Here is a 19,056-nt window from a genome sequence, read left to right on the forward strand (position 1 = left end):
CCCTTCACCCTCTTCAATGACGGTCCCGGTCAGCGTCGCGATGGCTCACGGTAACAGCTTCTGTCTCGCTGCTTCCCAACATCTTGCCTAAATATTCCGATATTGCTACCGAACGATGCTTGCCTCCGGTACAGCCGATTCCAATAATAACCTGGCTTTTGCCTTCCTTCCGGTATTGCGGAATCAGGAAATGCAGCATATCCAGCAGCTTGGTCAGAAACGCCTGTGTCTCTGGCCACTTCATAACATATTCGTACACATCACTATTCTGTCCCGTATTCGGTCGCAAATGATCAATATAATGCGGATTTGGTAAAAAACGTACATCAAACACCAGATCAGCATCAATCGGAATGCCATATTTGAATCCAAACGACGTAATATTCACCGACAGCATTTGGCTCTCCAGATGAGAAAAGCGGGATATGATGCGTTCTTTCAGTTGAGCAGGCTTCATTGTGCTTGTATTCAGTACCTGAGTCGCAGAGTTTTTGAGTTCCTCCAACATCTTGCGTTCCAGTCGGATGCCGTCCAGCGGCATGCCCTCAGGAGCGAGAGGATGTCTGCGCCTGCTTTCCTTGTAACGCTGAACAAGTACAGAATCTGTAGCATCCAGGAATAAAATTTCGCAATGAATGGTAAAATGATCTTTAATATAGTTCAAAGACTCGGACAGAGCCGTAAAGAATTCACGCCCGCGCAGATCGATAACCAATGCAACCTTACCAATCTTTCCGTTTGACTGTTCAATTAGTTCCGCAAATTTCGGAATCAATACCGGCGGCAGATTGTCCACACAGAAGAAACCCAGATCCTCCAGGCTTTGTACTGCAATGGTTTTACCTGCTCCGGACATGCCTGTAATGATAATGAGCGTGGCGCCTGTGCCTGGTGATCCTTCACCTTCAAGCATAAATGTCCCCTCCTTATCATATTGCTGTCTTCATATATTGTTACGAGGGTACTAGGAACGCAAGAGAAGACCTGCTGCGCCCACAATACCTGCATTATTACCAAGTGTAGCTTCCAGAATCTGAACCCCATCTTGCAACGGTTCTGGCGTCAGCTTAGCAAACACAGTACGGATTTCATCAAACAAGAAATTGCCCGCTTTGGATACGCCGCCACCGATGATGAACATCTCCGGGTTAATGACAGCTGCTACAGTAGCCATGGACTTGCCCAGGTAAAAGGCCGCACGATTCACAATGCGCTGTGCCACTTCATCGCCTGCCTTGGCAGCATCAAATACTTCTTTGGCTGCAATCTTGTCGACAAGTGCCAGTGACGTATGATCACCACGTTCTACTGCATCCTTCGCCATACGGATAATACCCGTTGCAGACGATACTGTTTCTACACATCCCATTTTACCACATCCGCACTTGATGGCCTCCAGATCAGGTACAACACTGATATGACCCAGTTCTCCCGCCATACCGGAGAAACCTTGATAAATGTTACCATTCAAGATCAAGCCTCCGCCAACGCCTGTACCGAGTGTATAACATACGCAGTTGTCTACGCCTTTGCCGGCACCTGCCCATACTTCACCCAGTGCAGCCACGTTTGCATCGTTATCTATTTTGATTGGCTTGCCCAGACGTTCTTCCAGAATCGAACGAATGGCCACATTCCGAAATCCAATGTTAGGGGCATGAACGATAATTCCCTCGCGTACATTCGTGAAACCGGCCACTCCAGCACCTACACCCTCAAGTTGTTCCCAACTGTAAGGTGATTCGGCTACGATATGTCGGACATACTTCTCGATGTTGGCGATGACCGTGTCTACGCCCTTATCCACTTCAGTCGGTCCTTCATACGTATGCATTAGCTGACCTTGTTCATCGCATATACCGACCTTGATTGCTGTTCCGCCGAGATCGACCCCAACGTAGATTTTCTCAGACATGCTGCAAGCCACCTTTATCTATCTAAAATAGTTTAAGTCCTACGTACCAACTATAATTGAAGGATACGCCTGGGTCAAGACGATAAGACCTCTAGTACCTCCTGCTCCGCCGGGGTTGTGAACCACATCACACACCGTTTTTGAATACGTATACATCCTCATTACCTTCATTTATTAACGCACGCTTTATTCCTTCCTCCATAACAGAGGAAGCCTCAACTCATGATATTGCATCTTCACTCGTTCCATTCATAAAAGATGATCTTCGCCCCCTCATATAGGTGACTCGTCTTATGCACCCCACCACCTGCCATTCTCATGCAGAAAGCTATCTAATGGCGCGGTATTGCCAACAAAAAAGAGCCTTCCATCCACAGGAAGGCCCCCTTACTTTTATGAAAATCTGAAATTGTAGAATTGGGTTAAACTCAGTTGATTTTTCTACGTTATAACTTCGTTTCCACACGTACCGGCTCTTCTGTCTTCTCCATCTTGTTCACATCCAGAATATCTAGCAGGAAGACAAAGATCGGAATACCAATGATTAGTCCCCAGATCCCCAGGAAGTGTTGCGACAGAATTAGTACGATAAAGGTGTAGAACATTGGCAATTTGGTCTTGTGTGCCATCAGTTTTGGATTCAGGAAGTACGTCTCCAAAGCATGAATAACAATAATCATGATGATCACAATAATGCTTAATTTCAGTCCACCCATCTGATACCCAATCAGACAGAGCGGTACAAGTGAGATGATAACCCCCGCAACGGGAACCAGACTGAGCATGAACACCAGAATGGTCAGAGCGAACAGATACGGGAAACCCAGAATCCATAACCCCAGTATCGTCAGTACCGTATTAAACACCGCAATAAGAAGCTGTGCCTCAATAACTTTACCAAAAGAAGATACGAATTTGTCTCCCAGATAAGCAACTTCATTGTAGAACCATCCAATTTTACTTGTTTTGAACTTGGACGTAAACTTGGATATCTCCTGCTTCTGCAACAAGAAGAACAGACTCAGAATGATAACGAGCAGAATAAACTCCAGCCATTTGCTCAAAGCGAAAATATATTTCAATGCATCATTGGTGTAATTTTTAATATCGAAGGATTGAAGATAACCCGCAATTTTGGATGCAAAATTATCACCGTCAGCACTATCCAGAAATTTCATAATCTCATTCGTCAACTGAACGACCTGATCCACGATCCGTGGTGAATATCTGGAAATGCCAAGCACAATTACTGCGATCACAATCATATAGAGTAGGATGACCACAACTTTATAATTGATTGGAAACAACCGATTCAAACCACCTGTAATGAAATGCTGTAACCTGTTCATGACATATGTCACCAGGAACAACAGCAAAATCATGTGCAGCATACTCCCCATACTGAACAAAATTAAACAGAACAAGAGCAGGATCAAAAATCGTCTCACTGTCGCATTCTGTAACCAATCTTTTATCATTTCCCCCAAAATCTTCACCTCACAGCTAATATGCCCTATATGTATACGATCTCATGCCCATTGTAGTTTCAAAAAAAGAGAAGCCTTCCGGCTTCTCTCATTTCATGAGACTTCCCGTTGTCTCTTATTCCTAGTTTATGCCCAACCATACGCATGTAATGCTTACTTATCCAACGTTTCGCTCCAATCATGGACAATGCTTCCTTCAAGGAACTTCTCACAATCCATCGCGGCCATACATCCTGATCCTGCAGCCGTAATAGCTTGACGATACTTCGTATCCTGAACATCACCACAGGCAAATACACCTGGAATATTGGTCTCCGTTGTTCCCGGTTTAACCACAACATATCCATGTTCGTCCGTCGTAATCGCATTCCCCAGGAATCCGGTATTTGGTGTGTGACCAATGGCAATGAATACGCCATCCGCTTCAAGCAACTCTTCCTGCCCCGTCTCGTTGTTGCGCACCTTCAGCCCTTTGACACCCAGCGCTTCAGGTACGACCTCAAGAGGAGTACGGTTCAGTGCCCACTTCACCTTCTCATTGCTGCGAGCCCGATCCTGCATAATTTTGGATGCACGCAATTCATCCCGGCGGTGAACCAATGTCACGTCTGTTGCAAAACGAGTCAGGAAACTCGCTTCTTCCATCGCGGAGTCTCCACCGCCCACGACCACGATTTTTTTGCCTCGGAAGAAGAAGCCGTCACATGTCGCGCATGTACTTACACCACGTCCCACATTTTCCTGCTCACCCGGAATACCGAGATAACGAGCGGAAGCACCTGTGGAGATAATGATCGATTCAGCTTCCAGTTCACCGATTCCTCCAACTTTGACCTTGAAGGGCGGTTTGCTGAAATCAACCTCTTCCACCCAACCATTTTTGAATTCCGCTCCAAAACGTTCAGCTTGCTTACGCATGTTGTCCATCAGTTCCGGACCCATGATACCTTGCGGGAAACCGGGGAAATTCTCAACTTCCGTTGTCGTCGTCAATTGACCACCCGGCTGAACACCTTCGATAACCAGTGGTTTCAGATTAGCACGAGCCAGATATATCGCTGCTGTCAGACCCGCAGGTCCCGTTCCGATCACAATCGTTCTGTATTTAGACATATAGATACAGCCTCCTTAATTAAGGTGAGAATGTGTTGTACTAGCGATGAACTTGCCAAGATGATATCCTACAGGCGTTTACGAGGCCCATTCGTTAAGTTTACCCGTTTTCCCGGTTGTTGTATCCTTCACCTGATGATGTCTTTCTGAAAACGAGTTGAAGCGAACTTTCTATACAAGTGGTGGCTTGCTGTTACAAACCGAATGAATCTGTTTAGCATACTTGCTAACCGTTGATGCCGATATCCCATACCGCTCAGCAATGCTTTGATAGGTAACGGGCCGACTGTGATTTTTCGCTGCCAAATATTCAAGTCCTGCAGCCCAACCCTCAATCTGCTTCGTACCCGGAACCTCCGGATGTACCCGGGATACATAATCCGTCCAGAGTCGTTCCATCTCTTGCTGCAACTCAGCCTTTGCTTCAGACATCTGTAACGCACGATCAACAACAGCCTGCCAATGGGAAGTTGAACCGGTGTCCGATTGCTCTGATGTGGATGGAACCTTCCCAATAGACTTCAAGGCTACAGGAGAAAAGGGTCGAACCACCAGAGAATTCCGATCCTCATGTTCAGCCGATTTCAATCCGTTCAGTACAGTTTGTGCTGCCTCAAGTAGATCCTGTTCTTCTCCAGGCTCTTCAATAAAGGATTGTAGAGCCTGCTGCACCTCATAGTCACCGATCATCCCAAGCGCATGAATAACCTGTAGCTTGGTTGCCCGATCACCATGACGCAATGCCCAGAAGAAAGATGAGCGAATCAATGGATCATTTTTCATTTCTTCAGGTATGCCACTACCATAGTTCTCCCACTGTCTGAATTGCTCATCAAATGGCAGATGATAGTGATAACTTAGCTTCTCTGGCTCTTGCTCGCCTTGTTTTACAGCCTCAAGACCTGACAGATAATACCGGGATACTTCGGAACCCGGATCAAGCTTGGACACATGATGCCATAAACGCTCAGCAGCATCATACCGTTCTGTATTATAAGCCGCCACTGCTGCATAGTGAGCAAGTGCCGGATCAGCAGCTGTCTCTTCGTCCTTGAGCAAACGCCGGAAGTGAACATAAGCCGTATCGTGTTGGCCCAGAATTCCCATCGTTGTCGCCAGTTTGTAGACTTGTTCGTGCTGGAATGGCACGATGACCCGCAATTTTTTGATCAGAAGCAACACTTGATCAGCCCGGTTCTCATTTTGATGGAAAATGGCCAGATTACAGAGTGCATGCAGATTACCTGGTTCCTGTTCAAGCACTTCGGCAATAGTCTCTTTTGCTTTGGGAAACAGACCCATATAATAGTAGGCGAGTGCCAGATTGTTACGGGCAGCCAAGTAATCAGGATAATCAGAAGACATGCCTTCGAGTAATTCAGCAGCCTGTGCAAATTTTCCTTCTTCCAGCAGTTCCCGTGCCTGATCGTGCTCCACTACACCTTTGCGTGATTTGATTCGATTCAGTTTGGTCGGACGATCCAGCTCATAATACAGAAGCTCCATCATCTCTTCAGCTTCCGTCATGAACTGACCTTGGGTGTCCTCCTCCAGATAGGTAACAAGTGCTTGCTCGGCTTCCTCAAACCGATCCATATTTGCATAATTGTTCGCCATATAAAAATAACATTCCGTCATCGACGGATCTACCACTTCCAGCACGTTAGCCAGAATGGCATTGGAGGCTTCGTAATCCCCCTTCTCCGATAATATACCCGCCATATTACAATGATTTACCGGATTTTCCGGTTCGTATTCAACAGCTTTGCGAAAATATTTTAATGCCTTGTCGACATGATTACGGTCCAGCGAGCGGACAGCTCTTTCAAAGAAGAAAGAAGCATCCAAGTGAATCGGTATAATATTGGCAAGGTGTCCCTCAGCCCGCACTAGCTTGCCCTTCATCTTCCAAGGCACCTCCTCTTTGCATTTCATTCATACTCTTCAGTATACCACATCTTAAGGCCCACTTCTCAATATGTAGTTTCATGTCGTTTATGAAAAAAATGCAAAAGAAGGTGATATTCCATTTTGCGGAAACCTATCACCTTGGAGCGTTGTTTATTCAGTTGTTTATTCAAAGGAAACCCATCTTTTCTTAGAGACTCCTGCACTCGCTTGCCAAGGATCTATTTGCAGTATTGCATTAGTCCATTCTTGTCGCTTACGCGGCGTCTAATGGATTCCGTCCGGTTATGAAAAAGATAAGTATACTTATATGGTATTATTATCCTTATTGTCCTTTTGAGTGGTTTCTCCATTAAATGCAATCAAAAAACTTTTATTGGCTCTGACCCTCAACTATTATTTGCGTATGTAATAAAAAATAAAGACACATCATTATTATTTTAAGGAGATGTTCTATTGATGATCTCGAAAATAAAACCACTTGTATTCATCTTAATATGCTTGTTTGCTTTGAATGGATGTTCAAAAGATATAGACAACTTAGGAAATAAGTTCACATTAGATGATGTACTGAGAGCGCTCGAGTCCCAAGAACTGGATTTAGTGTCCTTTGGTATAACCGGGTATCCTTTAAAATTAAATGATGTTGTACCTGAGGTGTATTCCGTTGAAGTGCCCGTGGAAGAAGAACCATATAGCCCTGAATTTATACATTTTTATATTTTCAATTCTGAAAAGGATCGCATCAACGGGACAAAAGAATTCAATAAACACATGGAAAGCGCCCAATTCACAACATTCCCTTTTCTATATGAGAAAGGAAATGTTCTTATCGTTTACTGGAGCAAAACCAAAGATAATTCTCTGTTTGCTAAACCAATCGAAACTGCGTTAGAGCAACTGAAATGATAATAGTTCATACATTACTGGACTGAGCTCGACAGTGGGAATATCGTTTTAGAACGTTAATCGCAGTCATTCATCATTCGTAAAAAAAAGAAGACCGAGCATTTGAGCTCGGTCTTCTAACTGTTATGGCTTAAAGATCCAAAAGATTTAGATCTTCAACGCCATCGATGGTGAAAGTGAAATATGAAGGGTTTTATCAAACGGTGTCATGAAATTGACCAGCACAACCTTACACTTGTCCGGCAGTTTTGCCTCACGTACCGTTGCCGCCAGATGCCCCAGCTCGCCCCCGGTGATCTCCAACCAGTCTTCTCCGCAGGTATAGCGTAATGTACCGCCTTTCCACAAGTAGTGACCCTCACTCGTTTCAATCGCGTCCTCACAGGTCAGTTCACCTTCGCTTCCGAATACAAAGGACAACTGCATCATAATGTCCGCCGGTTCCTGGCCCGATAGATGCATGTTCCATCCGTTTTCCGTTGGCTGTAATTCCGCTCCTACACGGAAGGTCTGCTCATGAGTAAGCTGACGACTCTGATGAGGTAGCAAATACCATGGACTTATATCTGATGCAGCCGATTCTGGCAGCAGGTTCGCAGGGATTGGGCCGTAGTAACCTTTTTTCTGCTCACCAGTCAGTCGATACCCTTCGGTTAATCTGGTCATTTGCTGCATAGGGACATACCCCGGATTAAAGTACGAGGCCAGTTGCACAGCCAGCAGGCGCACCTTGCCATGACGAAGCGCGAAGAAAGAAGGAACTTCTGTCATCACAGTCACACTTGTAGCACCATCCCGAATTCGGGCTACCGGAGCACCAAAATCCGTATGCATTCGACTGTGAGAGATACGTCCGTGATGCCCTACTGAGTCCATCTGCTCCAGATGTTCTCCCCGTACAAAATGTTCATTCAGCATGACCTCATACTGTTCCGGTAATGCATCACGTGTATCATTCGTCTGCTGAAGCTCCGGCTCAAGCATTAATCGAATGAGCGTATTCACCGAACATACTCCCGGATCGGTCAATGTATCTCCAGCCCAGGCTGCCATACCTGCAAAGAGTGGATCACCGTCCAGCCGAGCCAAAATGGCATAAGGCAGATAGTAAGGTGACAGATCATGAACACTGCCCAGATCCTGTCGCCCTGAATAATCCGTAACAATTTCACCCATTGGATGGACCAGATACACCATCATGCGGAGATTAAGCCTCACTGGTTCCAGCAGTTCAGGACGATTGAGCAGGCGCGCAGCATGAATTAACATGATGTCGCTAACTGCGCTGTATATCCCGTTGCTCCGTTCTGTCCACTCCCCATCGGGTGTAATATCCATGCCTTCATCCATCCACTGCTCTGCGCGCTGCACAGCTTCCTCCAGATCAAATATTTCATGCAGGAAACCAAGCGCCGCGCATAGCACCCAGCGATGATTAGGCGTATGACAACCTCCCGTAAGCATGGTTGGGATTGTACGTTCCAAGAATAGCCTCATATTGTTCAATACGGGTTGAAGCGGCTCCCATTCTTGCTGCTGAAGAAGCTGATACAACTGTGAATACCCTACAACGACAAATGCAGTATCCGGAGGGGAATGGTAATTGGTCCAGCCAGGCGATATTGAACCGTCTTCATGCTGGAAGCGGAGTACAAATTCCGTAGCTAACAGCAGTCGATTTAACAACGACTCATCCCGGTAATAGATAGAGTCCGGATTGGAGAGCGCAGCTCCCCAGTAACACATATCCGTGGGCGTTCCAGTCGTATGGTTGACCCAGGCAACACCAGTGAAGGGATCAATTGTCCCTCCATAGTAACGGCTTTCCGGGTCAAGCATCTGCCGGGATATGCCTCTTTCTACCGCTCTATCATTACTGTCCACCAGTTGTTTGTACATGTGCAGTCCCCTCCATACCAATGCATTCTCCCGATGTGCGAAGTATGTTGCTTCAGCGCCTTCAATTCAGACCAGAAGCTTAATCATACCGCCCGTAGGTGAGTTCATTTTTCTCGTCAGTATATATCATATTTCTACAAAAGTCGCTAGAAAATCTGTGCTTGTTTTACTACATATCCATGGGTCTCCGTCACTGAGGAAACAGTCGTTAAACACACGCTGTGAACACGCCAACTGTTCCCCACTTCACCGCGCCTACTCTGTCACTCCAAGCTTCTTCATAAGCAAGTCATGACTCTCATGAATCTCTTCTGCCTTACAGGCAGACTTCAACTCGTACACTTTCACCTGTGCCCGGCGAATCATCGGCAGATAGGCATCATAGAAGTTCATATCCTTACTGTGTACATACGGGCACCAGTGATCAGAGAGACCAAGTGTCTCATGGATATGGACCCCTACGATATCATCCATCAGGCCTTGCATTTCTCCCACACTGTCATAAAGGCCCAATCGGTCCATCATGATGGCATGACCGGTATCGTACCAGATACCAACCGGAGCCCCTTTGAGCGCCGTGATGATGGTCTTGGCTTCGGCAAGGGTAGGAATCTGTTGTGGTCGCGATCTTGTCTCGATTCCAAAACGAACATCCAGACCTTTAGCTGCCGTCCGATTGCATACCTCATCCAGACTGGCGATAATTTTCTCCACATACCCTGAACTGAGGGCTTCCCGCCGCTCCATCAATTCAGCCCATTTGCTGCGATACTTCAGTGAATCCGGACCTTCCTCGTTATAAATCTTTCCAAGGTCTTTGCTGATATCCTCAGGAAAAGGTACCTCTCCCGGGTGTACAACAACAGCTTCTCCCCCATAACGTTGGGCATATTCAGCTGACTCTACCAGCAATTCGATCGCCCGCTTACGTTTCACTTCATCTTCGAAGCCGAGCAAGATGGAGTCCGTACCGTAGTCTGGATCAGGGTCATGTGGAAAAGTGTTGTGGACACTAGAAATTCCGATCTCTCCACGCTCAATCATGGGCTCAATCGTCGTGAGCATCTCCTTCGTCACATTATAATTGAGCTCCACCCGACGAAAACCGAGATCCGCAATCTCCCGAATCATATCTTCCCCGACATCATGTTTTCGAATATTCCAGCATGTGGAGAACGAATATATACCCTTATCTATGTGCTGCATCTGTTTTCCTTCTCCTCCCTCTGGCTAAACTTTTTACATCAGCCTTAACTCAACTCAACCTTTTACCGCGCCAAGCATCGCACCACTGACAAAATACTTTTGCAGCCACGGATAAACGAGCAGAATCGGAACGGTTGCAAAAATAACGGTTGCGGCCTTGAGACTCTCGGGAGTCAATGGCGTACGGTTAGCACCCTCCATCTGGGTAAGCTCGCTGACCATATTGTTCTGTACCATTTGGAATAACTTCAGTTGAAGCGGGTACAGCTTCGGATCATTAATATACATCAGGGAATCCTGGAACCCATTCCAGCGTCCAACCGCATAGAATAGTGCTAATGTAGCCAGTACTGGCATGGATAGTGGCAATATAATTTTGAAGAGCGTGTGTACATGGGAACTACCATCAATCTCAGCGGATTCTTCCAGACTTTCAGGAATACCTCTGAAGAAAGAAATCAGGATAATCAGGTTAAACGGACTGACCAGTCCCGGCAGAATCAGTGCCCACACGGAATTAAGCAAGTTCAAGTCACGAATGAGCAAGTACTCGGGAATGATCCCGCCACTGAAGAACATCGTAATGATGATGACATACATGAAGAGCTTGCGCCCTTTCAATTTTTTCTTGGTTAACGGGTATGCAGCTGCCAGTGTGAACACCATGCACAGCACAGTAGTAGCAATGGTCAGAACTGTCGTGTAACCCAGTGAATAGATCATCGACTGATCAGAGAACACCTGGATATACGCATCCCAATTGAATTCTTTCGGGAATATGGTCACTTCGCCTGACGTAATCGCACGGTTAGAACTGAATGAGATCGCGATTGTGTGCAAAAATGGAGCCAGGCAGAATATAACAAACAAGGTGATAAAGGAGATATTAACGATATCAAAAATCCGGTTTGAGGTGCGTTCACTCATATGCGCACAGCTCCTTTACTGATGGTCTATACAAATAAGCCGATTGGCGTCTCTTCCGTTCATCCACAACCTACAAAATACCTTCACCGGTTGCTTTCTTCGAAATATAGTTAGATCCTAGCACGAATATGAGTCCCACCACTGCCTGGAACAGTCCGACGACAGTTGCCAGCGTGTATTGTCCTGATTCAAGACCAACTCTGTATACAAAGGTACTGAGTACATCGGAATATTCACGCACGGCCGTATTACCAATGATATAAGGCCGATCAAAACCGATGCTGACCATATGTCCAAGATTGAGAATAAGCAAGGTCACGATGGTTGGTTTAATACTTGGCAATGTAATATGCCAGATTCTCTTCAGCCGCGATGCTCCATCGATCTCAGCTGCTTCAAACAATTCCTTGTTGACGCCGGTTAATGCGGCCAGATATAGAATGGTTCCCCATCCTGCACTTTGCCAGACACCTGTGAAGAGATACGTCACAAGCCATGGATTTTTTTCTGTCAAAAATGGTATTGAATTTAAGCCCATGCTTTCCAGTACACCGTTAACCATACCGGATTGATTACCGAACAATTGGTACACAATTCCCCCGATGATTACCCATGAGATAAAGTGAGGAATGTACAATATCGTTTGTGAGATTTTTTTGAACCATTTGAATCGAACTTCATAGAGCATGATCGCCAGAATAATAGGAGCTGGAAATGAAACGACCAGATCAAGAAAATTCAGCATAAAGGTGTTGCGCAATGTCGTGTAGAAGTCCCGCATTCCAAATACTTCGCGAAAAGCATCAAAACCGATCCACTCACTGCCGCTGATTCCCTGAAACAGGTTAAAGTCCTTAAAGGCGATCTGTACACCGTACATCGGTCCATAACGAAAGATTAAAAAGTAGATAATGGGCAGTGAAATCAGAGCGTATAATTGCCAATACCTCTTCAAGTATGTGGTGGTCAAGTCGGTTTCCTCCTATCAACAAGGAAACGGCTGTGCCGCCAGTCCGGCGGCACACGTTCCTTTCTAGTTAAGCCGTAGTATGGGTATCTGTCTTGGATATTGAAATGTGGAGCTACTTAATTTGCAGGGAGTGCCTGAACTGCTTCTTCAAGTTCTTTTTTCAGTTCAGTACCACCCAGAGACATGAAATCAGCCATTTCTTTTTCATATACCGCATCGAATTCTGCTGGCTTAGCCATCGCTGTTTTTACGATAATGACATTTAATTTGTCTTTGAGAGCTGTGCTGTACTTCATCTCTGCTTCAATCGGTTTGTCGAAAATGATTGGTCCTACCGTATCGGTGTTAGCAATATCAATGGATTGTTTCAGCATTTCCTGATTATTTTGCGGGAAGCCCATAATCCATGCCTTTTCATTCGTCGCTTGATCACCAATGTTTTTACCGTTCGAGATAATGGCTGTATCCCCTGCGTTAAACAGACGATCCTGCGCTTCCTGGGATGCATCCTCTTTCACAACCGGAATACCGTCTACCAGATCATAGTTCTCGCCTTCCACACCACTGTAGATATCAATCAGATTGTTGTCAGATGCCATCCAGTCGAGATATTTAATCGCTTCGACAGAACGTTTGCTGCTCTTCGGAATCATAATGTACATACCATTTGTTCCGTAGCGTGACTTGATGTGTTTGTTGTCTGCATTTGGATTGGTGTATACATCAACCGGCAACACTTCACTGCCACTCACATTTTTACGCAAATTATCCAGTGTGCCATCTCCGTAGAACATGGCATCCACATCTTCAGACCAGTAACCTACGTTACCGTTTTGAATGTCTTTCCCTAACTGCGTTTTGTCTTCATCCAAACTGAAGTCTTTGCTGATCAAACCTTCGTTGTACAGTTTGTTCAGGAACTGCATCGATTCTTTGAATCCTTCATGCAGCGGCAATTCATACCGTTGACCATAAGTCAGGTCGCCACTAACTGGCTTGATGAATGAGTAGATGAGCGTTTCGAATTGAGCTGGTGCAAGAGCCATACCCATTGGGATGTTTTTGCTTCCGAGACCACCAGGATCTTTATCCTTGAACGCTTTCAAAGTTGTATATAATTCATCCGTAGTCTTCGGCGCTGGCAATCCCAGCTTATCGAGCCAATCCTGACGAATGTAGGAACTGTATCGGCCTGTGATAGCACGTTTACCCGGAACAGCAAACTGTTGTCCTTCCACTTGCCCAAACTTCAAAGTATCTTCACCCAGGAACTTCTTCAGGTTCGGACCGTGCTGATCAATCAACTCTCCAACATCAGTCAATCCACCCTGCTGGGCATACCGATAAAACACGCTTGAGTCATAAACAAAGACAATATCAGGGACATCCGTATTGCTAGCCATCAGGACGTTCAGCTTGGTAACTTCCTCAGAACGCTGAACGGGTACAAACTGTACATCAATATTGTTGGGATCACCGAACTTCTCCTGAATCATCTTAGATAGATAGTTGTTCGAGATTGTGTACGGTGAAGGACTGTTACCACGGTCGAAAATCTCCACCTTTAAGGTAACGCGCTCGCCATTGCCTGATGTTCCGCCTTCAGCTGATTCTTCTGATGCTGATGAGCATCCCGCAAGTAAAGAAACGCCCATTACCATCGTAAGCGCCAAACCCATCCATTTCTTTAGACTCCCTTTGGTTGCTTTGCTTCTCATTTTGTCATCCCCTTTGGCTTTGCGTGAATGTTTAAAGCTTGCCCAGAGTATTTCACATTTTTCCGTCATCCTGCAATAAACCTCTTTCGGAAGCGCTTACAAACGGATTATGGTTTATATGTTAAGCCTATTTTCGCAGACTGATTCTTTTCCCAAAGCCACGCTGCTCTAAGCTTTGACGACACTCTTCGCCTCAAGGATCGGAACTGCCTGTCCCAAGTCGGATAAACCATTTTCACACACTGCCTATATTCGTAAACGGGAAAAAAACAGGAATATCAGCTTGCTATCCTGGGAAAACAGTTGCATCCGATCTCAGTATAAGAGTATTGTTCAACGAAAACAGGGTGAACCTCTGCAAGCCTCTCTCCTAAGTGGAAAGTGACTGCATGAAATTCACCCTGTGTTATCCTGATGTACAGATCTCAGAATAGGATCACTTTTGCGTTACTCTTCGGGTTCTCGATGTTCACGTTTCAAACGACGATAATCTCCTGGTGTAATACCCGTTACCCGCTTAAATACACGTCCCAGCGTAATTCCATTTGCATACCCCACCTTCAGGGCAATATCCTGCAAAGAGTAATCGGTATTGAGCAGAAGCTGCTCCGTCTCCTTCATGCGAAGCTCTGTAACAAAATCAACAAACTTCATGTTGAATTCTGTCTTGAACAAATAACTCGCATGTTTGCCCGTAATCTGGAATCGATCGCTCAGATGTTTCAATGAAAGATCAGGATTTGCAAACTGTTCTTCGATATAATTTTTCATTTCGTTAACCATTGCTTTGTAACTCTTGGTTTCCGTTACCGCTACATACGTTCTGAACAAGTCCGTCAGACCATCAAACAAAAGACTTTTCACATCCGCAAGCGTCTCTGCCTCTTCTACAGCACTCAACCATCTGTTGATGTTTTCTTCGGACAGCTCTTCCTGGAGTCCTTCGGACATCATGGCCACCTCTCGGCTAAGCATCTGTAACATGGCCTGAATCAGAGAACGAATCTCATCATCTGGCAGTTTGTTCTGTTCAAACGCTGTAAAGATCTCCTCCAACTGTTCCCGCCACTGTCCACTCGACATCCGGAACCGCTTAACAAAGTCCGCAATCATCTGCAGATAGGTATAGGTATCCAGCAAAGGATGCTGTGTTTCACCGCAGTCGGCTTGGCCGACATCTCCAGTCATCAACAGTTTACGTTGCATTACCGCTTCTGCGGCCGCATAGGAATCTCGTATTGTACCGATTCCCTGAGCGATAGGTCCAATGCCAAAGCTTAAGGAAATGCGTAGATTTTGTTCTACCCAAGATTTGCATTCCTCAGCTACAACACGAATCTGACCAGACATATCCAAGTTGTTATCATTCTGTTCTTTGAACACAAAAAGGATTGCAATTCGATCCACACTAATCCATTCCGTCCAGCATTGGACCCCCGTATTACGTGACAGCTCTTGCAAAACGTTCATCAAGGCAAACTTCAGCGTATTTTGTTCACCTCTCGTGTACCTCTCCTGAAATCCCTTCTCATAACGGTTAATCTCTCCAACAACAACGACAAAACGCGACGAGTCATGCACGTCATTCAATGGAGAAAGCTCTTTTAATTGCTCTGCTGCATTTTCCATGTGTTCACCATGCAACAGGGCATTGAACAACTTGCTGCGCTGCATAAGTACATTTTCCCTGCTTTTCTTGTCATAATCCATCATATGATTAATCAGATTCTCAAGCACACCGTCAATCATCTTCATCTCATCCGTGCGAGCACCTGAGTGTTCGAACGCCCGAATCTGATGAGACTCAATCCGGTTCATGATGATCTGAATGGGTTTATAGTTACGGCGAGTAATATACACGATATATACAATCGCACAGATAACAGTCACAATAGCAATGATTACCCATACATAAGATATGACAGATACCCAGCCAAATAAGTTGCCGGCCTTAATTCCACTGGATATTGTCCAGCCCAGTCTTTCTAGCGCTAGCCTATTCAGTTCCTGACCATCTATAGAGCCCTCTTGGTCCGAATGTGCATTATACACAACCTTACCGTCCCGATCCGTAATCGTCAGGAATGAGAGCTGACCATTAACCATACTATCTACACTCTGTTCAATGCTGCTCATCTTGATATTAATGACCAATGTGCCCTGAGAGCCAAAAGGCAAAGGCATGTCCTTGTTCACGGTTAATACGCGAATAGGGGTACGTTGAACAGAGTCCGCGTCGAATTCCCGGACCGGCTGCCAGCCTGAACCGATAGACCCGGTACCCATCTGATCAATCCATGCCTCATCCGAGAAACCTTCCACTTCTCTGGAACCACTTACGGTCAGAACATGTTTATTTCGCTTGTCATATAGATAGATGGATTGAATCCATGAGGACGAATTGGATAGCTCACGTAAATTCTGAGCAATTGCATACACCGTGTCCGAGCTGGTCAGGTTTGTGTTATTGAAATAGAGTTTGTATGCCTGCTGACTCTGTACCGTTTCCAAGATGGAAAGTTCAATATCCCTGATTGTGCGATCCACCGTGTCTATCATATAACTGGAGGAGATTCGGTCTGCTTTCTTAGTTTCCTCTTTAGAGATGTCATTGATAAATACAAACGCGATGAAAATGAGTATGGTCACCGTAAGAAAAAAAATTGGGAAATACGAGAACAATAACCGGTAGTACCAATTACGAGACAATAGACCCCACTCCTCACTCCACGATGCCAATGTTCTCAGCCGTGGTTCTACTGTTCAGCATCCATCTCACCTTAGGGGCTGAATACTATATGATAACGCTATCATAACTGATTTTATGTTATTATAGCACAAGCCTCTGAGCAGCAAAGCAAGAATTGAATTCAAAGAGCCAAAACAAAAAAACCGTGCTGAGCAGACAACAACTCAGACACGGAACAGTTCATCTGGCAGCACACCGTTATATCTTCGATGCTCTAAATACCAGAATCCTTAAACAATGTGGCCATGGAGCCACCATCCACAATAATGCGTACGGCGCGGGCCAGCATTGGCGCAACAGGTAACACTTTGAAGCATTCAGGGTGGTCATCTGGCAGTGCGATCGAGTCCGTAACTACCACCTCTTCAATTGACGGGTGATTCAATTTACTTACTGCACCATCCGAGAACAATCCGTGTGTTGCACATACATATACATTTTTGGAGCCACGTTCCTTCAACCCTTCCACGACATTCAGAATGGTTGTTCCAGTGTCGATCAGATCCTCAATAATAATAGGTGTCCGTCCTTCTACATCACCAATGACATGGGTAATCACCGATTCATTATGGCTTGGACGTTTCTTGATCATAATGGCAAATGGAGAATCCAGACGGTTCGCCAGCTTCTCTGCCATCGATGCTCGTCCCGCATCCGGGGAGACGACAACAGGGTTCTCGATTCCTTTGCTTAACAGATAATCACTAATCAGATCCAGTGATGTCATATGGTCAACCGGAATGTTGAAGAATCCCTGAATGGCCGCTGCGTGCAGGTCGATCGTTACCACTCGATTGGCGCCAGCCGTAGTTAATACATCTGCTACCATCTTGGCCGAGATCGGTTCCCGTGGAGCGGATTTGCGCTCTTGACGAGCATAGCCGTAATACGGAACAATGATGTTCACAGTGCGCGCTGAAGCCCTCTTTGCGGCATCAATCATCACCAACAGCTCGACAAACAGCTCATTGATCGGATGAGACAACGACTGTACCAGAAACACATCACAATTACGGATCGTTTCTTCATAATGAACGTATATTTCTCCGCTCTTGAACCTGGACAGCTTGATCTTGCCCAGTTGTACACCCAGCTTGTCACATACCTGTTCTGCCAGCTTAGGGTTCGATGAACCGGAAAAAATACGTAACGAATGCTGCATAATGCCCTCCCGAGGGTTGAAGTCCCTATATAATCCCTTATCTAAAAGCGAGTGTTCAAAAAGACCGGTTTTCAGTACCGAGAAGATGGGATAAAGCTAGAAATGGAGTAGCGGAGCGTAGGCAAAACTACGTGAGCAACGGACATTTCGGCTGAATTCCAGCTTCGATGCTGAAGATGCCATTAGGCATCCTTCGTAATCAAAGGCGGACTTTTTGAACTACCTCTAAAAGGTTATTTCCTACCCTCATTATACTCTAATGGCTTATACATTTAAAGGAATGAACGAGCGATGACGGCCTTCAAAAACAGCGACTTCCGTACAGCCCAACTCATGCAAAAGTGCTTCAGCTTCGGGCAAATAATCGCCCAGCTTCATTGGGTCATGTGCATCAGAGCCCATGGTTAATGGAATACCCAAGCGAATGGCTTCTGTCAGCATTCTGCGACTAGGGAACATCTCGGCACAAGGCTTCGATAACCCGGAAGCATTCAACTCCATGGCGCAGCCACTTTTGGCAATAGCCTGCAACGCTGCGTTCTCCAGTGAGATACGTTCTTCTGTCTGCTCCGTTGAAGGAACATAGCCAAACCGTTTAATGACATCCGTATGGCCCATAATATCGTACATCCCCGTGGCGGCTGCCTTGCTTACGGCATCGTAGTACTGACGATATACTTCAAGAATCTCTTTGCCCTCCCAGTGATGGGTCTGGCGGAAATCCGTAATGTCCCATTCCCCGAGGAAATGAACAGAGCCAATCACATAGTCCCATGGATAACGCTCAATGATTGCACGGATCTCTGTTTCCCAACCTTCAATATAGTCACCTTCCAGACCAACACGTACGTCAATCTGCCCACGGTAACGTTCTTTCAGGGAGAAACACTCCTCTACGTAACGCGGCAGTTCATCCATAGGCATCGCCATTTCCGGATAATATTGAGCCGGATCGACATGCAACAATGGCATGTGATCGGACAATCCAATCTGGGATAGTCCGATCTCCACACCACGCTGTACGTACTCTTCCAGTTTGCCAACGGCATGTCCACACCGCTCATGGTGTGTATGATAGTCTATACGCACGAAA

At 45.7% G+C, this 19,056-nt stretch carries 14 protein-coding genes; 1 reads left to right on the forward strand and 13 read right to left on the reverse strand.

Annotation, left to right across the window (positions count from 1 at the left end; translation table 11 throughout):
- Positions 1-13: 13 nt before the first annotated feature.
- The 5 genes from rapZ to J2Z28_RS19605 all read right to left on the reverse strand — a co-directional run bounded on the left by rapZ (position 14) and on the right by J2Z28_RS19605 (position 6,420).
- Positions 14-913 carry an RNase adapter RapZ gene (gene rapZ, locus J2Z28_RS19585; protein WP_017691251.1) on the reverse strand — a complete coding sequence of 300 codons (900 nt, stop codon included), beginning with the start codon at positions 911-913 and terminating at the stop codon, positions 14-16.
- Between the two features lie 51 nt (positions 914-964).
- Positions 965-1,915, reverse strand: coding sequence for an ROK family glucokinase (locus J2Z28_RS19590; RefSeq protein WP_017691252.1), 951 nt, complete (start codon positions 1,913-1,915; stop codon positions 965-967).
- Positions 1,916-2,361: 446 nt separating this feature from the next.
- Positions 2,362-3,393, reverse strand: coding sequence for an AI-2E family transporter (locus J2Z28_RS19595; protein WP_036616412.1), 1,032 nt, complete (start codon positions 3,391-3,393; stop codon positions 2,362-2,364).
- Between the two features lie 162 nt (positions 3,394-3,555).
- Positions 3,556-4,515: a thioredoxin-disulfide reductase gene (gene trxB / locus J2Z28_RS19600; protein WP_211083866.1), complete on the reverse strand. Its 960-nt coding sequence runs from the start codon at positions 4,513-4,515 to the stop codon at positions 3,556-3,558.
- Between the two features lie 171 nt (positions 4,516-4,686).
- A complete protein-coding gene (locus J2Z28_RS19605) occupies positions 4,687-6,420 on the reverse strand; it encodes a tetratricopeptide repeat protein (protein ID WP_211083868.1) in 1,734 nt (577 codons plus the stop codon).
- A 459-nt stretch (positions 6,421-6,879) separates the two neighbouring features.
- Between J2Z28_RS19605 and J2Z28_RS19610 the strand changes: the two genes are divergently transcribed.
- On the forward strand, positions 6,880-7,332 hold the full coding sequence (locus J2Z28_RS19610) for a hypothetical protein (RefSeq protein WP_211083870.1): 453 nt from the start codon (positions 6,880-6,882) through the stop codon (positions 7,330-7,332).
- Between the two features lie 147 nt (positions 7,333-7,479).
- On the opposite strand, the gene J2Z28_RS19615 is transcribed toward J2Z28_RS19610, so the two are convergent.
- The 8 genes from J2Z28_RS19615 to hisJ all read right to left on the reverse strand — a co-directional run bounded on the left by J2Z28_RS19615 (position 7,480) and on the right by hisJ (position 19,052).
- On the reverse strand, positions 7,480-9,231 hold the full coding sequence (locus J2Z28_RS19615; RefSeq protein WP_211083872.1) for a hypothetical protein: 1,752 nt from the start codon (positions 9,229-9,231) through the stop codon (positions 7,480-7,482).
- 255 nt (positions 9,232-9,486) lie between these two features.
- Positions 9,487-10,437 carry a sugar phosphate isomerase/epimerase family protein gene (locus J2Z28_RS19620; RefSeq protein WP_211083873.1) on the reverse strand — a complete coding sequence of 317 codons (951 nt, stop codon included), beginning with the start codon at positions 10,435-10,437 and terminating at the stop codon, positions 9,487-9,489.
- A 54-nt stretch (positions 10,438-10,491) separates the two neighbouring features.
- Positions 10,492-11,364 carry a carbohydrate ABC transporter permease gene (locus tag J2Z28_RS19625; protein WP_036616194.1) on the reverse strand — a complete coding sequence of 291 codons (873 nt, stop codon included), beginning with the start codon at positions 11,362-11,364 and terminating at the stop codon, positions 10,492-10,494.
- Between the two features lie 70 nt (positions 11,365-11,434).
- On the reverse strand, positions 11,435-12,334 hold the full coding sequence (locus tag J2Z28_RS19630; RefSeq protein ID WP_036616191.1) for an ABC transporter permease: 900 nt from the start codon (positions 12,332-12,334) through the stop codon (positions 11,435-11,437).
- A gap of 116 nt (positions 12,335-12,450) precedes the next feature.
- Positions 12,451-14,052, reverse strand: coding sequence for an extracellular solute-binding protein (locus J2Z28_RS19635; RefSeq protein ID WP_211083875.1), 1,602 nt, complete (start codon positions 14,050-14,052; stop codon positions 12,451-12,453).
- 447 nt (positions 14,053-14,499) lie between these two features.
- Complete coding sequence (locus J2Z28_RS19640; RefSeq protein ID WP_211083877.1) at positions 14,500-16,761, reverse strand: helix-turn-helix domain-containing protein; 2,262 nt, start codon at positions 16,759-16,761, stop codon at positions 14,500-14,502.
- Positions 16,762-17,015: 254 nt separating this feature from the next.
- Positions 17,016-17,963, reverse strand: coding sequence for a ribose-phosphate diphosphokinase (locus J2Z28_RS19645; protein WP_036616184.1), 948 nt, complete (start codon positions 17,961-17,963; stop codon positions 17,016-17,018).
- A 264-nt stretch (positions 17,964-18,227) separates the two neighbouring features.
- A complete protein-coding gene (gene hisJ / locus J2Z28_RS19650; RefSeq protein ID WP_211083879.1) occupies positions 18,228-19,052 on the reverse strand; it encodes a histidinol-phosphatase HisJ in 825 nt (274 codons plus the stop codon).
- Positions 19,053-19,056: the final 4 nt, after the last annotated feature.

The organism is Paenibacillus xylanexedens, assembly GCF_017874615.1.
Lineage (GTDB): Bacteria > Bacillota > Bacilli > Paenibacillales > Paenibacillaceae > Paenibacillus > Paenibacillus xylanexedens.

Bases quoted from the DNA above. Each gene is read 5' to 3' on its own strand.
- J2Z28_RS19620 (WP_211083873.1), bottom strand. From the start codon at position 10,437: ATGCAGCACATAGATAAGGGTATATATTCGTTCTCCACATGCTGGAAT.
- J2Z28_RS19625 (WP_036616194.1), bottom strand. From the start codon at position 11,364: ATGAGTGAACGCACCTCAAACCGGATTTTTGATATCGTTAATATCTCC.
- J2Z28_RS19635 (WP_211083875.1), bottom strand. From the start codon at position 14,052: ATGAGAAGCAAAGCAACCAAAGGGAGTCTAAAGAAATGGATGGGTTTG.
- J2Z28_RS19595 (WP_036616412.1), bottom strand. From the start codon at position 3,393: ATGATAAAAGATTGGTTACAGAATGCGACAGTGAGACGATTTTTGATC.
- J2Z28_RS19590 (WP_017691252.1), bottom strand. From the start codon at position 1,915: ATGTCTGAGAAAATCTACGTTGGGGTCGATCTCGGCGGAACAGCAATC.
- trxB (WP_211083866.1), bottom strand. From the start codon at position 4,515: ATGTCTAAATACAGAACGATTGTGATCGGAACGGGACCTGCGGGTCTG.
- J2Z28_RS19605 (WP_211083868.1), bottom strand. From the start codon at position 6,420: ATGAAGGGCAAGCTAGTGCGGGCTGAGGGACACCTTGCCAATATTATA.
- J2Z28_RS19615 (WP_211083872.1), bottom strand. From the start codon at position 9,231: ATGTACAAACAACTGGTGGACAGTAATGATAGAGCGGTAGAAAGAGGC.
- J2Z28_RS19645 (WP_036616184.1), bottom strand. From the start codon at position 17,963: ATGCAGCATTCGTTACGTATTTTTTCCGGTTCATCGAACCCTAAGCTG.
- rapZ (WP_017691251.1), bottom strand. From the start codon at position 913: ATGCTTGAAGGTGAAGGATCACCAGGCACAGGCGCCACGCTCATTATC.